Raw genomic sequence first — 18,379 nt, 5'->3', positions numbered from 1 at the left:
AAAAAAGCATAAAACACTGAATTAGAATGGCTTGAAGAGTGATATTATTTTTTATTTTCTTAACATCTTCTTAATAATTCCTTTAAAGGTTAATATTACTGAATTTTGACACCAAAACACCGCTATCCATTATCAATTAGATATTTTTAGGTGCTTTTTATTGAAATATTAATAATTTAAGGCGATTGCGTTACCAATTCAATTCGAGATTACAAAAAAGATATACAAATATTGTAATTAAATACGAAAACCATATCTTAGTGTTTCTAATACACTAAGTTTTATGGACCACAAATTAAACGAGCAAGGTTTATATGATCAGCGTTTCGAGCACGATGCCTGCGGCATTGGTTTCGTTGCTCATGTAAAAGGGAGAAAATCCCAGCAAATCATATCAGATGCGATAACCATTCTTGAAAACCTTGACCATAGAGGGGCGTGTGGGGCGGAGATTAATACCGGCGACGGAGCCGGAATAATGATTCAAATTCCTCATGAATTTCTGTATGATGAGTGCTTAAAGATCGGATTTAGCCTAAACAAATCTGGTGATTACGGCGTTGGGATGCTTTTCTTACCAAAAGACATTAAGTCACGCGAAGAATGCCGGTCGGTTATTTACCGCGCAGCAGAAAAACTCGGACTTGAAGTACTGGGTTTCAGAAAAGTGCTGACCAACACCGATGATATTGGCGAGATGGCACTATCTGTTGAACCAGAAATGGAACAGGTATTTATTGCCAGACCTTATGCCATCGCTGCAGGAGCAGATTTTGAACGTAAGTTATACGTATTCAAAAATTACCTGACCAAAACAATCAATGGTACCGTTAATGGAATTAACAACGAGTTTTATATCGCTTCTTTCTCTTCAAGAACGATCGTATATAAAGGTCAGTTAACTTCCATGCAGGTAAGAACCTATTTTACTGAACTGAGTGATAAACGTGTGGTATCGGCTTTTGGCTTAATCCACTCCCGTTTTGCCACGAACACTTTCCCTTCCTGGAGATTGGCTCAGCCTTTCCGTTATATTGCCCATAATGGTGAAATTAACACCTTACAGGGTAACCTGAACTGGTTCAGGTCTAGTGTAAAATCTTTTGCTTCGGCTTATTTTACGCCTGAAGAACTGAATATTTTATTGCCTGTGATTGATGAAACGCAATCTGATTCAGGTTGTTTAGATAATATCGTTGAATTGTTATTGCATGCTGGCCGTTCTTTACCGCATGTATTAATGATGCTGATTCCAGAAGCCTGGGACGGTAATGAAGACATGGACGAATTGAAGCAGGCCTTCTATAAATTCCATGCTACTTTAATGGAGCCATGGGATGGTCCGGCAGCGATTGCTTTTACAGATGGCAACCTGATCGGTGCTACATTAGATAGAAACGGCCTTCGTCCTTCGAGATATGCGATTACGGAAGATGACCGTGTGATCATGGCTTCTGAAGCTGGGGTATTAGCTTTAGATCAAAGCAAGATCATTGAAAAAGGACGCTTAACACCTGGAAAAATGTTCGTTGTGGACATGGAGCAGGGCAGGATCATTAGCGATGATGAGATAAAAACGACGGTATGCAGCCGAAGACCATATGCCGATTGGATCAATCAATACCAGATCAGACTGGAAGAACTTCCTGAACCAAGGGTAGTTTTTACTAATTTATCTGAGGACTCTATTTTCAGGTATCACCAGGTATTTGGCTACAGCAGGGAAGATATTGATACCATCATCAAACCGATGGCACTCGAAGGTAAAGAGGCTTTAGGTTCAATGGGTACCGATATTCCTTTGGCCGTTTTATCTCATAAACCGCAGCACTTATCCTCTTATTTTAAGCAGTTATTCGCACAGGTAACCAACCCGCCAATTGACCCCATCAGGGAAAAAGTGGTCATGAGCCTTGCTGGCTTTATGGGTAACAATGGTAACCTGCTGGAAGAAAACGCCATGCAATGTCATTGTGTTGGCATCAAGCACCCTATATTAAGTAATATAGAACTTGAAAAATTAAGAAGTATTGATACCGGTGTATTCCAGGCTAAAACTTTGCAAACGTATTTCAGGGCAACGGGTAAACCGGGTGCCTTAGCTAAAGCGCTTGACCGTTTATGCCGTTATGCCGTGGATGCTGTTGAAGATGGCTTCCAGGTATTGGTGTTATCAGACAGGGCACTGGATTCTGAGCATGCTGCCATTCCTTCTTTATTAGCGGTATCGGCAGTGCACCACCATTTAATCCGTAAAGGCTACAGGGGTGCTGTGGGTATCGTGGTAGAAGCTGGTGATGTTTGGGAAGTTCACCATTTTGCCTGTTTAATTGGCTTTGGTGCTACCGCAGTAAACCCTTACCTGGCTTTGGAAACCATCAAAAGCTTTGAGCAGGAAAGTACCCTGACCAGGGAATCATTAATGCAGAATTACATCTATGCCGTCAATACCGGTTTGTTGAAGATCTTCTCTAAAATGGGAATTTCCACTTTACAATCTTACCATGGTGCGCAGATCTTTGAAATCCTTGGAATTCATAAAGATGTAGTCGACAACTACTTTACAGGTTCTGTTTCAAGAATCGGTGGATTAGGATTGGATGAAATTGCCAATGAAGCTTTAATTAAGCATAGCAGAATTTTTGGAAAGGCTAACCGCCCGGATACAATTCTGCCAACAGGTGGTAACTACAAATGGAGACGTAAAGGCGAGCAGCATTTATTTAATCCGCAAACCATCCACTTGCTTCAAAACTCGACAAGAAGAAACGATTATAACCTTTATAAACAATATTCTAAATTAATCAACGAGCAAACTAAACAAGCATTTACCATCAGGGGCTTATTTGAGTTCAAATATAATCGTCCGGCTGTACCTTTAAACGAAGTGGAACCGGTTGAAAATATATTGAAACGTTTTGCTACCGGAGCAATGTCTTTCGGGTCGGTTTCTCATGAAGTGCACTCCACCCTGGCTATCGCCATGAACCGCATTGGTGGAAAAAGCAATACGGGTGAAGGGGGTGAAGATGAATTACGCTATGAACCCTTGCCAAACGGCGATTCCATGCGCTCAGCGATTAAACAAGTAGCTTCAGCACGTTTTGGGGTAACCAGTAATTATTTGACCAATGCAGATGAGCTGCAGATTAAAATGGCCCAGGGTGCAAAACCTGGAGAAGGCGGACAATTACCTGGCCATAAAGTGGATGACTGGATTGCAAAAACACGTCACTCTACACCGGGTGTCGGCTTAATTTCACCGCCGCCACACCATGATATTTATTCCATTGAGGATCTTGCCCAATTGATTTTCGACCTTAAAAATGCGAACCGCGAGGCAAGGATCAATGTGAAACTGGTTTCAAAAGCCGGCGTCGGCACCATTGCTGCAGGGGTAGCAAAAGCACATGCTGATGTGATCCTGGTATCCGGATTTGACGGTGGTACAGGTGCTTCGCCAATAACTTCTATTCAACATGCAGGTTTACCATGGGAACTGGGATTGGCTGAGGCTCACCAAACTTTGGTTAAAAACCGTTTACGCAGCAGGGTAGTCCTACAAACAGACGGTCAGCTGAAAACCGGAAAGGATATCGCCATTGCAACTCTATTAGGTGCTGAAGAATGGGGTGTTGCTACCGCCGCATTGGTCACTGCAGGCTGTATCATGATGCGTAAATGCCATTTAAATACTTGCCCGGTGGGTGTGGCTACACAGGATCCTGAACTTAGGAAACTTTTTACAGGTGAGGCAGATCATGTGGTAAACCTTTTCCATTTCCTTGCTGAAGAGCTTCGCGAAACGATGGCTGAGCTTGGTTTCAGAACCATTCACGAAATGGTTGGCCAGGCTGATGCTTTAACGGTACGCCAAATTGATGACGCCGAATGGAAATTGAAAGACCTGGATTTCTCAGGTATCTTATATAAAGCACCAGAAAATGGCCTTACTTTCTATAATTCTGAAAAACAAGACCATGGTTTAACAGACGTACTGGATCACCAGCTGATTGAAGCTGCTCAACCAGCCTTATTACATAAGGAACCTGTGTTTGCAGCGTTTGATGTCAAGAACACAAACAGGGCTATTGCAACCATGTTATCTAACGAGGTTTCAAAACTTCATAAAGGACAGGGACTGCCACCGGATACCATCAACTTTAAGTTTAATGGTTCTGCCGGACAAAGCTTTGGTGCTTTTGCAGCAAGGGGTATTTCCATGGAACTACAGGGCGAAGCGAACGACTATGTAGGTAAAGGCCTTTCGGGTGCCAAAATAAGCATCTATCCATTCGCTGACATTACTTATGTGCCTGAGCAAAACATTATTATTGGTAACGTGGCCCTATATGGCGCAACCTCCGGCGAACTGTATGTAAGAGGACAGGCGGGTGAAAGATTTGCCGTGAGAAACTCCGGTGCGACAACCGTAGTGGAAGGCCTTGGTGACCATGGTTGTGAATACATGACCGGCGGTGAAGTGCTGGTGATTGGTGAAACAGGTAGCAATTTTGCTGCTGGAATGAGTGGTGGTGTTGCCTGGATCTATGATACCAAAGGTAACTTCGAGAACAAATGCAATAAGGAAATGGTTGATCTGGATCCTTTGGATGAAGCAGATGAACTGCGCATCAACGCATTACTTAAAAAGCATATCCAGCTGACAAAGAGCACACTGGCACAATTCATTTTAAATGATTGGGCTACGCAATCTGCTCACTTCATCAAAGTATTCCCGAAAGAATACAAAGCCGTATTATTAAAAAGAAATTCTGAATTAAAAATATCTTAATCATGGGAAAAGTAACCGGATTTTTAGAATATGAAAGAACTGCTCCTGAAAAAGAAGATGCAAAATCACGTTTAAAGCACTATAATGAATTCGTTCATTTATACCATGCTGATCAAATAAACAGGGAGGCTGCACGTTGCATGGACTGCGGCGTTCCCTTTTGCCAATCTGGATGCCCTTTGGGGAATGTAATTCCGGAGTTCAACGATGCTGTATATAAAGCAGATTGGGAATTGGCAACATCTATCTTATTGAGCACTAATAACTTCCCTGAGTTTACAGGAAGAATATGCCCGGCTCCTTGTGAATCTGCCTGTGTATTGGGGATCAACAAATCACCGGTATCGATTGAAGAAATCGAAAAACACATCATAGAAATGGCTTTTGCCAAGGGTTATATTAAACCTGAGGTTCCATTAATGAGGACCGGCAAAAAAATAGCCGTTATTGGCTCCGGACCTGCGGGATTGGCTGCTGCTGCACAGTTAAATAAAGCTGGACATGAGGTCACTGTTTACGAACGTGATGATACCCCCGGTGGCTTATTGAATTACGGGATCCCTGATTTTAAATTACAAAAGGATGTAGTCACCAGACGGATCAACATTCTTGAAAAAGAAGGTATTGTATTTAAATGTAATGCCAATGTTGGGGTCAACGTAGAGCTGAACACGCTTTTAAGAGAGTACCACTCTATCATTCTTGCCGGAGGCTCTACGATTCCAAGAGACCTTAACCTCACCGGAAGGGATGCTAAAGGTGTTCATTACGCCATGGACTTCCTGAAACAGCAGAATAAAAGGGTAAGGAATTTTGAAATTGAACAGGATGCGATTTTAGCAACTGGAAAAGATGTAATCGTCATCGGTGGTGGTGATACAGGTTCTGATTGTATCGGAACTTCTAACCGTCAAGGGGCAAGATCGGTGACCCAGTTCGAGATCATGCCGATGCCTGCCCAACAGCGTACTTCAAATATGCCATGGCCAACTTTCCCTATGCTGTTAAAAGTGACTTCTTCACATGAAGAGGGCTGTAACCGTGCCTGGGGAGTGAATTCCAAAGAATACATCAAGGATGAAGATGGAAATTTAAAAGCCCTGAAAGTCGTTGATGTGGAATGGGAGGTAGATGCTAACGGCCGACCAATTAATTTTACTGAAATTGAGGGTACGGAACGTGAATTACCTTGTCAGCTGATTTTACTGGCCATGGGTTTCCTTCATCCGCAGAAAGAAGGCTTGTTGGAAAATTTAGGTGTTGAACTGGATAACCGTGGAAATGTGAAAGCGGAAGAAGGTAAATACCAAACGAATATTGCCAAAATATTTGCAGCCGGAGATATGAGAAGAGGCCAGTCACTGGTGGTATGGGCAATTTCTGAAGGTCGTGAGGCCGCCCGCAAAGTGGACGAATACCTGATGGGTTACAGCAAATTATCAAGTAAAGATGGAATACCTTACGCCTAAGGTATACTTATAAGTTTTTATTCTCGATGAAAGGTAAAAGAATCCTACTTAGCGGTAGGATTCTTTTTTCGTTCTGCCAGTTTGGAGATCATTTTTGAGATCCTTGTAGCCCTGGTCGAATGCTGCTTTGCGGTTAAGATCCATAGCACATATTCTTTTTTATTGGACCAAGATAGGGACTCAAAGAAACGATATTCCTGGGGATGTTCTATTAAGGCATTTTCAAGGTAGAGCGGCAGGGTAACCTGCTTTTTCTCTACATCAATAAATTCATTCAGGGCATTGTTTTTTATACTTTCCTTGGCAAGTCCAGAAGATTTAATCTGGTCAATAGGCTTTAAACGGATTCCTGTCCAGACATCATTGATGGCTACTGAGGCACAAGGACTTAAATTTAAAGCTTTGACAGCTTCCCAGGGCCCCATCATACTTAAATTGGTTGCTATACCGGAATTCTTTTTTGGATAAGCAATCCAGATCAGCGTTGCTGGTTTTAAATATTTATTTAAAGCAGTTAACCGGCTTACTAACTCATCGGCCATCTTCGCAAACAATAAAATCGCATCAAATCCCTTTTCTTCATTGAAAACCAACTGAATAGATGCTGGAACTTCCCCTAAAAAGGTAAGTGCATTTTCTGGTGCCTGATCTACAAGCAAGGTATTCCCTGCCTTAAGATTTAATTTTTTGAATAGAGGGTTATCCATAGAACTAGGAGAGTTTTAACTTGGCAAAGAAATCCCAAAGGACTATCCCCGCAGAAATAACAATATTAAAAGAATGTTTGGTACCAAACTGGGGTATTTCTATACACTCATCAATCATGGCCATCACTTCTTCACTTACCCCGTCTACTTCATTCCCGAAGATAAGGGCGTATTTATGCTTCGGATCTGGTTTGAAGGTATTGAGCATGGTACTATTTTTAGCTTGTTCAATGGCGATGATGATATAACCTTCTTCACGCAAAGCCTTAACGGCCGTTACAGTGTCATCATAGTGTACCCAATCAACGGATAAGGTAGCGCCAAGCGCGGTTTTCTCGATTTCCCGATGTGGTGGATTGGCAGTGATGCCGCATAAAACAATCCGATCAACAGCAAAACCATCCCCGGTTCTGAAAACTGAACCTACATTATGCATGCTGCGAACATTATCCAGCACCACAACAACAGGTAATTTATCTTGTTCTTTAAACTCAGCTACACTTACCCGGTTAAGATCATCTAATTTTAACTTTTGCATTTTACAAAAGTAAAATTAAATCCTTGATGCACCATTACCAATGTTACTGATGTAAACAGAAGGAGCATAGCCTATTTTTTCTGTATAGAAAGCACTCAACTCTTCATTAAAATCAGCTTCCGCACCTTTTTCAACCAATGCAATGGCACAACCTCCAAAACCAGCACCAGTCATCCTTGCGCCGATAACCTGTGGATAGGTTTTACAGAATTCCACTACCGTGTCTAATTCAATGCCGGTTACTTCATACAGCTCTTTTAAGGAGAGGTGGGAAGCGTACATTAAGCGGCCGAACTCTTCCAGGTTTCCTTCATTTAAAGCTTTGGCTGCAAAACTCACCCGGTCATTTTCTTTAATCACATGGGTTGCACGGTTCAGTATCACAGGATCTGTTAACAGGTGACTATGGAGGGCAAATTTCTCTGCCGTCAGTTCGCACAGGTTATTCAACGTAATTTCCTGGTTGAGTTGTTTCAAGGCCGTCTGACATTCCTGAACTCTTTCATTGTATTTTGATTCAGAAAGCTTTCTTGGTTTATTGGTATTGATAATGGCTAAAACATAATTGTCCGTATCGCAGTCAACAAGCCTGTATTTCAGGGTATCGCAGTTCAACACAATGGCTTTATCTGTTTCTCCGAAGGTGACGGCAAATTGATCCATTACGCCACTGTTAACGCCAATAAAATGATTTTCTACCCTTTTTGACAGCAAGACCAGTTCAAGTTTACTGTAACCAAAATTGAAATAATCATTTAATGCATAGGCCATTAACACTTCTATAGAGGCAGAAGACGATAGGCCCGAACCAATGGGAATATTACCGTCAATGAGGATGTCAAGTCCTTGTGTGATGGCCTTTTCTTTTAGAATTTCATTAAAAACACCAAGCGTATAATTATACCACTCTGTACCGGTTTTGGTATAGCTGGATTGTAAAGGGATCGTAAGTTCTTCTGGAAAATTAAGGCTTTTAAATCTGATGACTTGATCTTTATTTGGCGCCATACATAACCATGTCCCCAAGGTGATCGCACAGGGCATAACTAATCCGCCATTATAGTCGATATGCTCGCCAATCAGGTTAACCCTTCCTGGTGTAAAATAAGTAGCAGTAGGTTCTTGTTGATAATTTTCATGGAATTTACGCGCTAAATCCGTCTTCATTTGTAAAAATTTAAATTATTTGCTGTTAATTGTTAAAGTATTGATAGTATTGTTTACACAAAAAATATAGCCGACAAGATAACAATATGAAACCAAATCTGATCAAGACCCATCATGAAATTAACGGAAAACAAATCTATGCTGTTGAGCTCACCAATAGTCATGGCACTTATGTAAAGATATATAACTACGGCGCCATTATAAGTAATTTTATAGTGGAGAATGCTTTTGGTGAAAAACAAGATATCGTATTAGGCTTTGATGATTTTGAAGGGTATTTAAGTGAGGATTACCTTGCCGCTTATCCTTATTTAGGCGCCGTAATCGGGCGGTATGCCAACAGGATAAAAGATGCCAAATTTGAGATTGCCGGCAAAAATTACGAGATATCGAAAAAAAATGGCCGGGATAGTCTTCATGGCGGGGAAACAGGTTTCGACAAAAAAGTTTGGGATATCTTACCGACAGTTGCCCCCGGCCTAACATTGCAATACGTAAGTCCGGCAGGAGAGGAAGGGTTTCCCGGAAACTTAACCGTTCAACTGACTTTTAAGCTAACAGATGACAATGAGCTCATCCTTGATTATAGCGCAAAAACTGATGAAGCCACAGCCATCAACCTGACCCATCATGGTTACTTTAACTTATCACCTGCAGGTGGCAGTGTAGCCAGGCATACCCACAGGATACCAGCCAGTTATTGCTTGCAGCAGGATGGTAATTACGCGGTAACAGGGGAGAAGATTCCCGTGGAAGGCACGATATACGACTTTCTTGGCCCTAAATTAATTGGTCAGGACTGGGACCCGGCCGAAGGCTATGATCAGACCTTTGTTTTGGATAAAGAACCCGGAGAATTGACCCTGGCCTCCGAAACCAAAGAAGATATTAGCGGTTTAAGGTTGTCTGTATATACCACAGAGCCTGTTGCCCATTTCTATACGGCTAAATCTCTCCAGGTGAAAAACGGTAAAAAAGGTAAAAATTATGGTCCGTTTGAAGCTTTTTGCGTGGAAACCCAACACCATCCAAATGCCATTAATATTCCGCATTTCCCTTCAACAGTTTTGTTGCCCGGAGATACCTATAAACAGACTACAATTTATAAAATCGAGCATAAATAAACATACACATAATAATATAATAGATGAAAGTTGATATTTGGTCGGACGTTAGGTGTCCGTTTTGTTATATTGGAAAGAGAAAGTTCGAAAAAGCGTTATCGCAGTTTGAACACAAAGATAAAGTAGAAGTGGAGTGGCATAGCTATGAGCTTGATCCAAATGCAAAAACAGAACCGGACAAGAATCCGCATGAGCACCTGGCAGAAATTAAAGGGCAAACTAAGCAATGGGCCATAGAGATTGGAAAGTATGTTTCAGAAACAGCTGCCGAGACCGGCATTACCTTTGATTTGGACCGGCAGGTTGTTGCCAACTCTTTTAATGCGCACCGTCTGATTCAACTGGCGAAAAGCCTGGGCCTGGGCGATGAGGCGGAAGAAGGCTTATTCGCTGCATATTTTACAGCAGGTAAAAACATCGACGACAAGCAGACATTGATTGAAATAGGGGTATCTATTGGAATTGACGAAGATGTGGTTGCCCGGATGCTGGAAAGTAATTCTTTTACTGACGAGGTGCGGTATGATCAAAGTACGGCAAAAAGCATCGGCATCAGTGGTGTTCCATTCTTTATCATCAACCAGAAATATTCCATCTCCGGTGCCCAGCCACCGGCAACATTTCTTGACGCCCTGAAAATGAGCTGGCTGGAATATGCGCCACAGGAAGACTGATTTTTTTCGTCATCGAGGAGGTTCGATTGTCATCCCGGGTTCCGTTCCGGGATCTCTTTTCCGTGACCATGATTCATTAATTTCAGCATCTCAAAACCCCATTATCGTTTCAAAGAGATGCCGAAATAAATTCAGCATGACGAAAACAAGTTCAATATAATGGGTTTACATCGTGATGAAGGCCCATTATTTAGTTACAGCCGGCACAGTTACCAGCAGGCGTCTTGTTTTCTGCTGAAAGCGGAAGAACAACAGGATCGACGCGGTAAGTAAACCAAAGGTTAAACCATACCATATACCGTTAACGCCTAATCCTAACTTAATGCCCAGGAAGTAACCTAATGGAATTCCAATGATCCAATAAGCCACGAAAGTGATGAAGGTGGGGATGTTGACATCACCAATCCCTCTTAATACGCCAAGGCCTACCACCTGGGTTCCGTCGAAAAGCTGGAAAAAACCGGCTATAATTAGCAATTGTGCTGCAATGCGGATCACAGCTGTATCCTCGGTGTAGATATAAGGCAAGAGGTTATTTGCAAAAATGAAAAGCAGGGCCGTGATCGTCATAAAACCAAGGATCACATGGTAACTTGCTATGGCCGAACGGCGTAAGTCTAAAAAGTTGTTTTTACCAAGGTTATTACCAGTTTTTATGGTAGCGGCTGACGCGATACCACTGGACATCATGTAAGTGATGGCGGCTAAATTGATGGCGACCTGGTGTGCCGCCTGTTCAACTGCACCAATAGTGCCAATCAAAATGGCAGCACCACTAAAAGCACTGACTTCAAAGGAGTACTGTAAAGCTACGGGTGCACCTATTTTAAAGATCTTTTTACTGATGACCTTGTCTATAAAGCTGATCTTGAAACTTCGTAGATAAGGTTTGAAATGTTCCGACCGGAACACATAAACACCGATCGCCACAGCCATTAAAGTTCTGTCGATCAGCGTAGCCAGTCCTACACCTTTTACGCCCATTGGGGCTATACCGAACATTCCCTTCACGAATATGATCCCTAATACGATGTTAATGACGTTACCCCAGATGGACACATACATCGCCTGCTTGGTAAAGCCAAGGCCTTCTGTAAATTGTTTAAATGTTTGAAAAATCATCAAAGGGATAATGGAAAAGCCTAAATAACCCAGAAAAGGCTTGGCATAAGCAACTACTTCAGGTGATTGTCCGAGATGATCGATGATGAGTAGGGTACCAAAATGAACAAAACAATAGAGCACGATGCCGCTAACGATATTCATGAATAAACTGTTGGATAAGAGTTTTCCGCAAGCTGAAAAGTTCCTTCTACCTTGTTCCTGTGCAATTAAAGGAGTTAAACCGTAGGAGATCCCTAGCCCCAGTACCATCACCAGCATAAAGATACTATTAACAAGTGATACAGCGGCCAGTTGGGTGGTTCCTGCGAAATGTCCTACGATTACACTATCGGCAAGCTGCACGGCGGTATGGCCCAATTGAGAAACGACTATAGGCAGTGCTAATCTTAAGTTATCTGAATAGTAAGGTTTGTATTTTGTATAAAAGGATTTAAACATAGCCCACGATAATAAATCGCGAAAATACAGCTATTTAATTGATTCTGCCATGGTAAAATATTCCTCTTTCTCAGAAGTATGTGGTTTGATAATACCGGTTAATATCAGGTTAACTAATACTTTCTGTGCGTGCCGGTTCGAGCTCCGGGTTAGTTTACTGAATTGTTTAAGGGTAATGCGCCCTTCTTTTTCCAAATAGGCAAAAAGCTTCTTTTCATGGTCGGTGTAAGCAATCAACTGGCCATTTTCCCGGTGCTCGCTCCCAAGAATATCCACAATAATCTTACTTGCCAATACACTTTTGTCTTCCACCCGATAATAAACCCACCATTGCTGGTTATCATCAAGGGCATAATGAGGTTTGGTTTTGCTTGCGCTGATCTTGACGACCAGCACCAGTTTTTCTTCCACATAAACCTCTTCAAACTCAGGCTCAATAGCTGGCCTGCAGTATTGATGTGCAGATTTTAAAATCATGTATTTTTCCTCATCTTCAGATTTCACCCCGGTAATGGTTCCATCATCAGTTACACCAATCAACAATTGTCCGCCCTTATTATTTGCAAAAGCAACCAGGCTTTTGGCAATTTTTCCGACATTCGTTATTGTCTTTTTAAAATCCAGCGTCGTTCCTTCGCCCTGAAGTATTAATTTCCTGATGTTCATAAACAATGATTGAAGATCATAATTAATTAATAGGCTACAACAGCCTTTTCACCGTGATGAAGGTTCCTGATATAGACTTCATTGATCACCGTTGCACATAAAACTCCTTTTTTGTCGGTTACTTCCATAGGATAGGCTTTTACAAATTTACCTTCGTGGGTTAAAGCCCAAATGGCATCTTCCAGCATCTCATCAGAAATCTTTATCGTAAAATATAAATGGCTGTGACCGGGTTTAAGGTAATTGATAGTGGAACTTTTTAACCATACACGTGTTTTAAAGCCTTTTCTACGTAAGATTTGATCAAATAAAAGGGCATAAAAAGGATCCGTGGCCCCATAAATTGTTCCCCCAAAGATGGAGCCGTTATAGTTTTTGTTGATCAGGCTTTTTGTAATCTTCACGTCAACACCCCGGAATCCTTGGTGGAATTTTTTAATCCATATTCTCTGGAAAAACAAGGGAGGATAAAAACACATAGCCCACTTAAGGGTTTTTTCAGATACAATCATGACCCTTAAATATCTGAAAGATTATTGAACTTTTAAAAAACTATTTATTCCTACCAATGTTAAATCTTAAAACAAGATTTAAATCCTATGAAAAAAACAATTCTAAGTCTTGCTGTTGTAGGTTCATTAATTATAGCCACTTCAGCATGCAGTTCTAATCGCGGTGCCTCTGACACCAGGGACACGACGACAATGGACTCCACAATGGTGACACCGCCTGCTACGACGGATACAACAACAAGGCCTACCGATACAACAACCACTACCATGCCGCCTGACACTACGAAGACTATGCCTCCAATGTAATGCTGAATACGTCCAACCTCATGTTTAAGAAAAGATAAAGCTATCCGACGTGGATGGCTTTTTTTATGTACTGTCAAAAAAATGTACTATCTCTAATTATAAAATACGATAGAACCTGTTTAGGGTTAACTTTGATTATGTTATTCAGAGAAAAAGTTGCAAAAGAATATAAGATCATCCAGGATGAGATCTGTAGTGCACTGGAAACTGCAGATTTAGGTTCGCATTTTGAAGAAGAGTTATGGGAAAGAGAAGGTGGCGGCGGAGGCCGTACCAGGGTGTTTCAAAATGGTCTTGTGATTGAAAAAGGAGGGGTAAATTTCTCTGCAGTGCATGGGAAACTTCCCGAATCGGTAAAAAAGGCCTTTAACGTAAAAAGTGATGAGTTTTTTGCAACCGGTGTTTCGATCGTTTTGCATCCTTCAAATCCATTTGTTCCAATTATACATATGAACATTAGGTATTTTGAAATGGATGATGATACCAGGTGGTTTGGTGGTGGTATTGATCTTACACCTCATTATGTAATTGATACAGATGCCAGGTATTTCCATCATTTACTGAAAAATACCTGTGATAAGTATGACACCAACTTTTATCCGCAGTTTAAAAAACAGGCCGATGACTATTTCTACATCAAACACAGGGAAGAAACACGTGGTATAGGAGGGATCTTTTACGATAGGCTGAGACCTGCCAACACAAAGTTGAGCTACGAACAATTGCTGGAATTTTCTTTGGATGTGGGACGTACTTTTGCACCCATTTATACAGAACTGATTGACCGTAACAGGGATCAGAGTTATACTGAGCAGGAACAAGAATGGCAATATGTACGCCGGAGCCGGTATGCCGAGTTTAACCTGGTTTATGATTCAGGAACGAAGTTTGGATTGGAAACGAACGGAAGAATAGAATCAATTTTAATGAGCTTGCCTCCTTTGGCAAAGTGGATCTACAATTTCCACCCTTTGGAGAATTCTCCGGAAGCTTATACAACCAGTAAACTTATCAAAGGAATTGATTGGGTTTAATATTTTTTAAGGTTAAACACATTATTTTGTTAAATTCGCAAGGTTATAACAAAACTTTATTTATATCGTTTTATACGAACATTAATTTATGGCAGAAGATTTAGAAAGTCAGGAAAACGACAAAATTATTAAGATCAATATAGACGAGCAGATGAAGTCTGCTTACATCGATTATTCGATGTCTGTAATTGTATCAAGAGCTCTCCCTGATGTAAGAGATGGATTAAAACCTGTACACCGCCGTGTGTTATATGGTATGCTTGATCTGGGATTAGCAAACAATAGACCTTATAAAAAATCAGCACGTATTGTCGGTGAAGTTTTGGGTAAGTATCACCCTCACGGCGATTCATCTGTATATTTAACAATGGTGAGGATGGCGCAGCCCTGGAGCTTGCGTTATTTAATGGTTGAAGGACAAGGTAACTTTGGTTCTGTCGATGGTGATTCACCGGCAGCGATGCGTTATACGGAAGCAAGATTCCAAAAGATTGCTGAAGATATGCTTGCTGATATCAATAAAGATACGGTAGACTTCCAGCTTAACTTTGATGATTCTTTAAAGGAGCCTACAGTTTTGCCTTCGAAGGTTCCCAATTTACTGATCAACGGTGCTTCGGGTATCGCAGTAGGTATGGCCACAAATATGCCTCCGCATAATATCACAGAAGTAATCAATGGTACAATTGCCTATATTGATAATAACGAAATCACTATTCCGGAATTGATGAAGTTCATAAAAGCTCCTGATTTTCCTACTGGTGCTATCATTTATGGCTATACGGGTGTTCAGGATGCTTTCGAAACCGGCAGGGGACGTATTGTGATGCGTGCAAAGGCTGAAATTGAAACAAATAAAGACAGGGAGACCATCATTGTGACCGAAATACCTTACCAGGTGAATAAGGCGATGATGATTGAGCGTACAGCGGAACTTGTCGGTGAAAAGAAAATCGATGGTATCTCCAATATAAAAGATGAGTCTAATAAGGACGGAATCAGGATCGTTTATGAAATTAAACGTGATGCTAATGCTGCCATTGTATTAAACAACTTATTTAAACAAACGGCTTTACAAACCTCATTCAGTGTAAATAACATTGCCCTTGTTCAAGGCAGACCTCAAATGCTGAATTTGAAGGACCTGATCAGGCATTTCGTTAACCACAGGCATGAAGTTGTTGTTCGCCGCACGCAATTTGAACTGGACGAAGCGCAGAAAAGAGCGCATATTTTAGAAGGTTTGCTTATTGCACTTGATCACCTGGACGAAGTTATCAAGTTAATCCGTGCTTCAAATACGCCGGAGGATGCAAGAATGGGCTTAATGGAATCATTCGGATTGAGCGATGTTCAGGCACGTGCAATTCTTGATATGACCTTACGTCGTTTAACAGGTCTGGAACGTGATAAGATTAAAGATGAATTTAATGAATTAATGAAAACCATTGAATATCTTCAATCCGTACTAGCTGATGAAGGTCTTAGAATGCAAATTATCAAAGATGAATTGCAAGAAATGTTGGAAAAGTATGGTGACGAGCGAAGAACGCAGATCGTTCACTCTGCTGAAGACATGAGCATGGAAGACTTTATTGAGGATGAGGATGTAGTCATCACCATCTCTCGTGAAGGCTATATTAAACGTACACCTGCTACAGAATTCAGAACACAAGCGAGAGGCGGGAAAGGTTCTAAAGGCAGTGAATCGAGAAATGAAGATTTCATCGAACATCTTTTGATTGCTTCCAATCACAATTACATGCTTTTCTTCACAGAAAGCGGTCGTTGTTTCTGGTTAAGGGTGTATGAAATTCCTGAAGGTTCGCGTGTAAGTAAAGGAAGAGCTATTCAAAACATCATCAACATTCCTAAAGAAGAGAAAATAAAGGCCTATATTAAAGTCAAGAATTTAAAAGATCAGGAATACCTGGAGAACAATTTTATCATTATGTGTACCAAAAAGGGTACAATTAAGAAAACATCTTTAGAGGCTTATTCAAGACCGAGGGTGAATGGTATTAATGCAATTAACATCAATGAAGGTGACCAGTTATTGGAAGCTAGCTTAACCAGCGGAAGCAGTGAAATATTAATGGCATTACGCTCTGGAAGGGCCATCCGCTTTAATGAATCCACTGTTAGACCGATGGGAAGAACGGCAACAGGCGTGAGAGGTGTTACCCTTGCGCATGACAAAGATGAAGTAATTGGTATGATTGCTGTAGATAATCCTGAAGCGACTATTTTAGTAGTATCAGAAAAAGGTTATGGTAAACGTACCAACGTTGATGATTACCGCGTTACTAACAGAGGTGGGAAAGGTGTGAAAACAATTAGTATCACTGAAAAAACTGGCGACCTTATTGCTATAAAAAATGTAACCGATGCTGATGATTTAATGATTATTAATAAATCAGGTATCGTGATCAGAATTGTGGTGAGTGACCTACGGGTAATGGGAAGAGCAACCCAGGGCGTTCGCTTAATCAATCTGAAAGGTAATGATGAAATAGCTTCAGTAGCTAGAATTGATCATGAAGAAGATGAAGAGGTGGAGGAAGTTGTAAATATTGATGGTGAAGTTCCATTAGATACCGTTGCAGAAGAAGGCGAAACCGAGGAAACTGAAGAAATTGAGGAAACCGAGGAAGATGAAGATGTAGAAGGAGCGGATGAGGATGATCAGGAAGATGCTGAAGAAGAAGATAATTAAAAATAAACTTTAAAATAAATAAAATGAAGAAAGTACTTTTCAGCTTACTGTTCGTAGGAGTTGCTACGCTGGCAAATGCTCAAAAGAGTGAAGTTGCCGACGCAAAGAAAGAATGGGGCCTGTTTCAGCTAATGGCAAGTGGAAAACAACCGCTTGACAAAACATTAACAGCCTTAAACTCCGGTCTGGCACATACAGACAAGGCAATTGTGCACGAAAAATCAAAGGACATGCCTGAAGCATGGTCCTACAGAGCATTATTTGCTTCAGCGATTGCTGCAGCAGATACCGTGAATGCAGAGAATTCAATTGCTAAGCAAAAAATTGCTGAAGAAGCGGTTACCAAAGCTAAAACACTGGATACAAAAGGTGGTGAAAAAGAAAACATCCAGACAGCAGAAGTAAACATTACTAATGCCATTAAAATCAGGGCATTTACCGCTTATAACAAACAGGATTTCGCGACAGCTTTGAAATACTTCACTGAGGCTACCGAAAAGAATCCACAGGATACTGCCATGTATTTAAATGCTGGTATCATGGCTAAAAATGTGAAGAACTATCCGGAAGCCATTAAAAACTTCAAAAAACTGATCAGTTTCAACGCACCAAATTCAAAAGATTTGTATGGTGAAGTGATCGGCATCACACTGAGTGAATTGAAAGATACCGTTTCTGCCTTGTCCTTATTGAAAGAAGCATCAGCGAAATTTCCGGATGCCGAAAACTTTATACAAATAGAAACACAGTTGTATATTAACCAGGGTGATATTGAAAAGTCTGAGATGATGCTTGATAAATTAATTGCAAAAGATCCAAAAAATGCAATTTATCAGTATTTGAAAGGTGATATTTATTACACGCAGGCCGTATCAATTCAGGAAAAAAAGAACAAATTAAGTGCTAAACAAGTAAAGGAAGCTGCTGCGATGACCACTCAAATCACCGCGATGTTAGATAAAGCTTTACCTTATTACCTTAAATCTGCGGAATTAGATCCTAAATCAGCTTCAGCACTTGAAGCTTTAAAAAGGATTTATGCGTTTAAAAATGAAACCCAGAAATACGAAGAAACTGACAAAAAACTTAAGGCTTTAACACCATAATT

14 protein-coding genes are annotated in these 18,379 nt (G+C 40.9%); 8 read left to right on the top strand and 6 right to left on the bottom strand.

The genetic code is table 11. The features are described 5' to 3' along the window. The first annotated feature begins 283 nt into the window (after window positions 1-283). Both gltB and WG905_RS06080 read left to right on the top strand, forming a co-directional pair. Window positions 284-4,795, top strand: coding sequence for a glutamate synthase large subunit (gltB, locus tag WG905_RS06085; RefSeq protein WP_339590820.1), 4,512 nt, complete (start codon window positions 284-286; stop codon window positions 4,793-4,795). Between the two features lie 2 nt (window positions 4,796-4,797). Further along, window positions 4,798-6,264: a glutamate synthase subunit beta gene (locus WG905_RS06080; RefSeq protein ID WP_339590819.1), complete on the top strand. Its 1,467-nt coding sequence runs from the start codon at window positions 4,798-4,800 to the stop codon at window positions 6,262-6,264. A 44-nt stretch (window positions 6,265-6,308) separates the two neighbouring features. Here the strand turns inward: WG905_RS06080 and WG905_RS06075 are convergent, their stop codons facing one another. Genes WG905_RS06075 through WG905_RS06065 form a run of 3 tightly spaced genes read right to left on the bottom strand, consistent with a single transcriptional unit; the run spans window position 6,309 to window position 8,676 of the window. After that, the gene (locus tag WG905_RS06075) at window positions 6,309-6,971 is read right to left on the bottom strand and encodes a YdeI/OmpD-associated family protein (RefSeq protein WP_339590818.1); all 663 of its coding nucleotides are present in this window, start codon (window positions 6,969-6,971) and stop codon (window positions 6,309-6,311) included. A 4-nt stretch (window positions 6,972-6,975) separates the two neighbouring features. Then, entirely contained in the window at window positions 6,976-7,509 is a 534-nt protein-coding gene (locus tag WG905_RS06070) for an RNA methyltransferase (RefSeq protein WP_339590817.1), read from the bottom strand. A 15-nt stretch (window positions 7,510-7,524) separates the two neighbouring features. Further along, the gene (locus tag WG905_RS06065; protein ID WP_339590816.1) at window positions 7,525-8,676 is read right to left on the bottom strand and encodes a galactokinase; all 1,152 of its coding nucleotides are present in this window, start codon (window positions 8,674-8,676) and stop codon (window positions 7,525-7,527) included. A gap of 86 nt (window positions 8,677-8,762) precedes the next feature. Between WG905_RS06065 and WG905_RS06060 the strand changes: the two genes are divergently transcribed. Both WG905_RS06060 and WG905_RS06055 read left to right on the top strand, forming a co-directional pair. Continuing rightward, on the top strand, window positions 8,763-9,800 hold the full coding sequence (locus WG905_RS06060; protein WP_339590815.1) for an aldose epimerase family protein: 1,038 nt from the start codon (window positions 8,763-8,765) through the stop codon (window positions 9,798-9,800). A gap of 23 nt (window positions 9,801-9,823) precedes the next feature. Continuing rightward, window positions 9,824-10,474 carry a DsbA family oxidoreductase gene (locus WG905_RS06055; RefSeq protein ID WP_339590814.1) on the top strand — a complete coding sequence of 217 codons (651 nt, stop codon included), beginning with the start codon at window positions 9,824-9,826 and terminating at the stop codon, window positions 10,472-10,474. Window positions 10,475-10,660: 186 nt separating this feature from the next. Here the strand turns inward: WG905_RS06055 and WG905_RS06050 are convergent, their stop codons facing one another. Genes WG905_RS06050 through WG905_RS06040 form a run of 3 tightly spaced genes read right to left on the bottom strand, consistent with a single transcriptional unit; the run spans window position 10,661 to window position 13,215 of the window. Continuing rightward, entirely contained in the window at window positions 10,661-12,037 is a 1,377-nt protein-coding gene (locus tag WG905_RS06050; RefSeq protein ID WP_339590813.1) for an MATE family efflux transporter, read from the bottom strand. Between the two features lie 30 nt (window positions 12,038-12,067). Further along, entirely contained in the window at window positions 12,068-12,703 is a 636-nt protein-coding gene (locus WG905_RS06045) for an AlbA family DNA-binding domain-containing protein (RefSeq protein WP_339590812.1), read from the bottom strand. A 26-nt stretch (window positions 12,704-12,729) separates the two neighbouring features. Continuing rightward, a complete protein-coding gene (locus WG905_RS06040; RefSeq protein ID WP_339590811.1) occupies window positions 12,730-13,215 on the bottom strand; it encodes a DUF4442 domain-containing protein in 486 nt (161 codons plus the stop codon). A gap of 87 nt (window positions 13,216-13,302) precedes the next feature. On the opposite strand from WG905_RS06040, the gene WG905_RS06035 reads away from it, so the two are divergent. From WG905_RS06035 to WG905_RS06020, 4 genes are all read left to right on the top strand, one after another. Then, window positions 13,303-13,521, top strand: a complete 219-nt coding sequence (locus WG905_RS06035) for a coproporphyrinogen III oxidase (RefSeq protein ID WP_339590810.1) — start codon at window positions 13,303-13,305, stop codon at window positions 13,519-13,521. A gap of 137 nt (window positions 13,522-13,658) precedes the next feature. Then, window positions 13,659-14,555: an oxygen-dependent coproporphyrinogen oxidase gene (gene hemF / locus WG905_RS06030; RefSeq protein WP_339590809.1), complete on the top strand. Its 897-nt coding sequence runs from the start codon at window positions 13,659-13,661 to the stop codon at window positions 14,553-14,555. Between the two features lie 88 nt (window positions 14,556-14,643). Then, window positions 14,644-17,271, top strand: coding sequence for a DNA gyrase subunit A (gyrA, locus tag WG905_RS06025; RefSeq protein ID WP_339590808.1), 2,628 nt, complete (start codon window positions 14,644-14,646; stop codon window positions 17,269-17,271). Window positions 17,272-17,294: 23 nt separating this feature from the next. Next, the gene (locus WG905_RS06020; RefSeq protein ID WP_339590807.1) at window positions 17,295-18,377 is read left to right on the top strand and encodes a tetratricopeptide repeat protein; all 1,083 of its coding nucleotides are present in this window, start codon (window positions 17,295-17,297) and stop codon (window positions 18,375-18,377) included. Window positions 18,378-18,379: the final 2 nt, after the last annotated feature.

Source organism: Pedobacter immunditicola (assembly GCF_037482985.1).
In the GTDB taxonomy this organism is placed as follows: domain Bacteria; phylum Bacteroidota; class Bacteroidia; order Sphingobacteriales; family Sphingobacteriaceae; genus Pedobacter; species Pedobacter immunditicola.
This window is presented reverse-complemented; position numbering and strand designations above follow the sequence as displayed.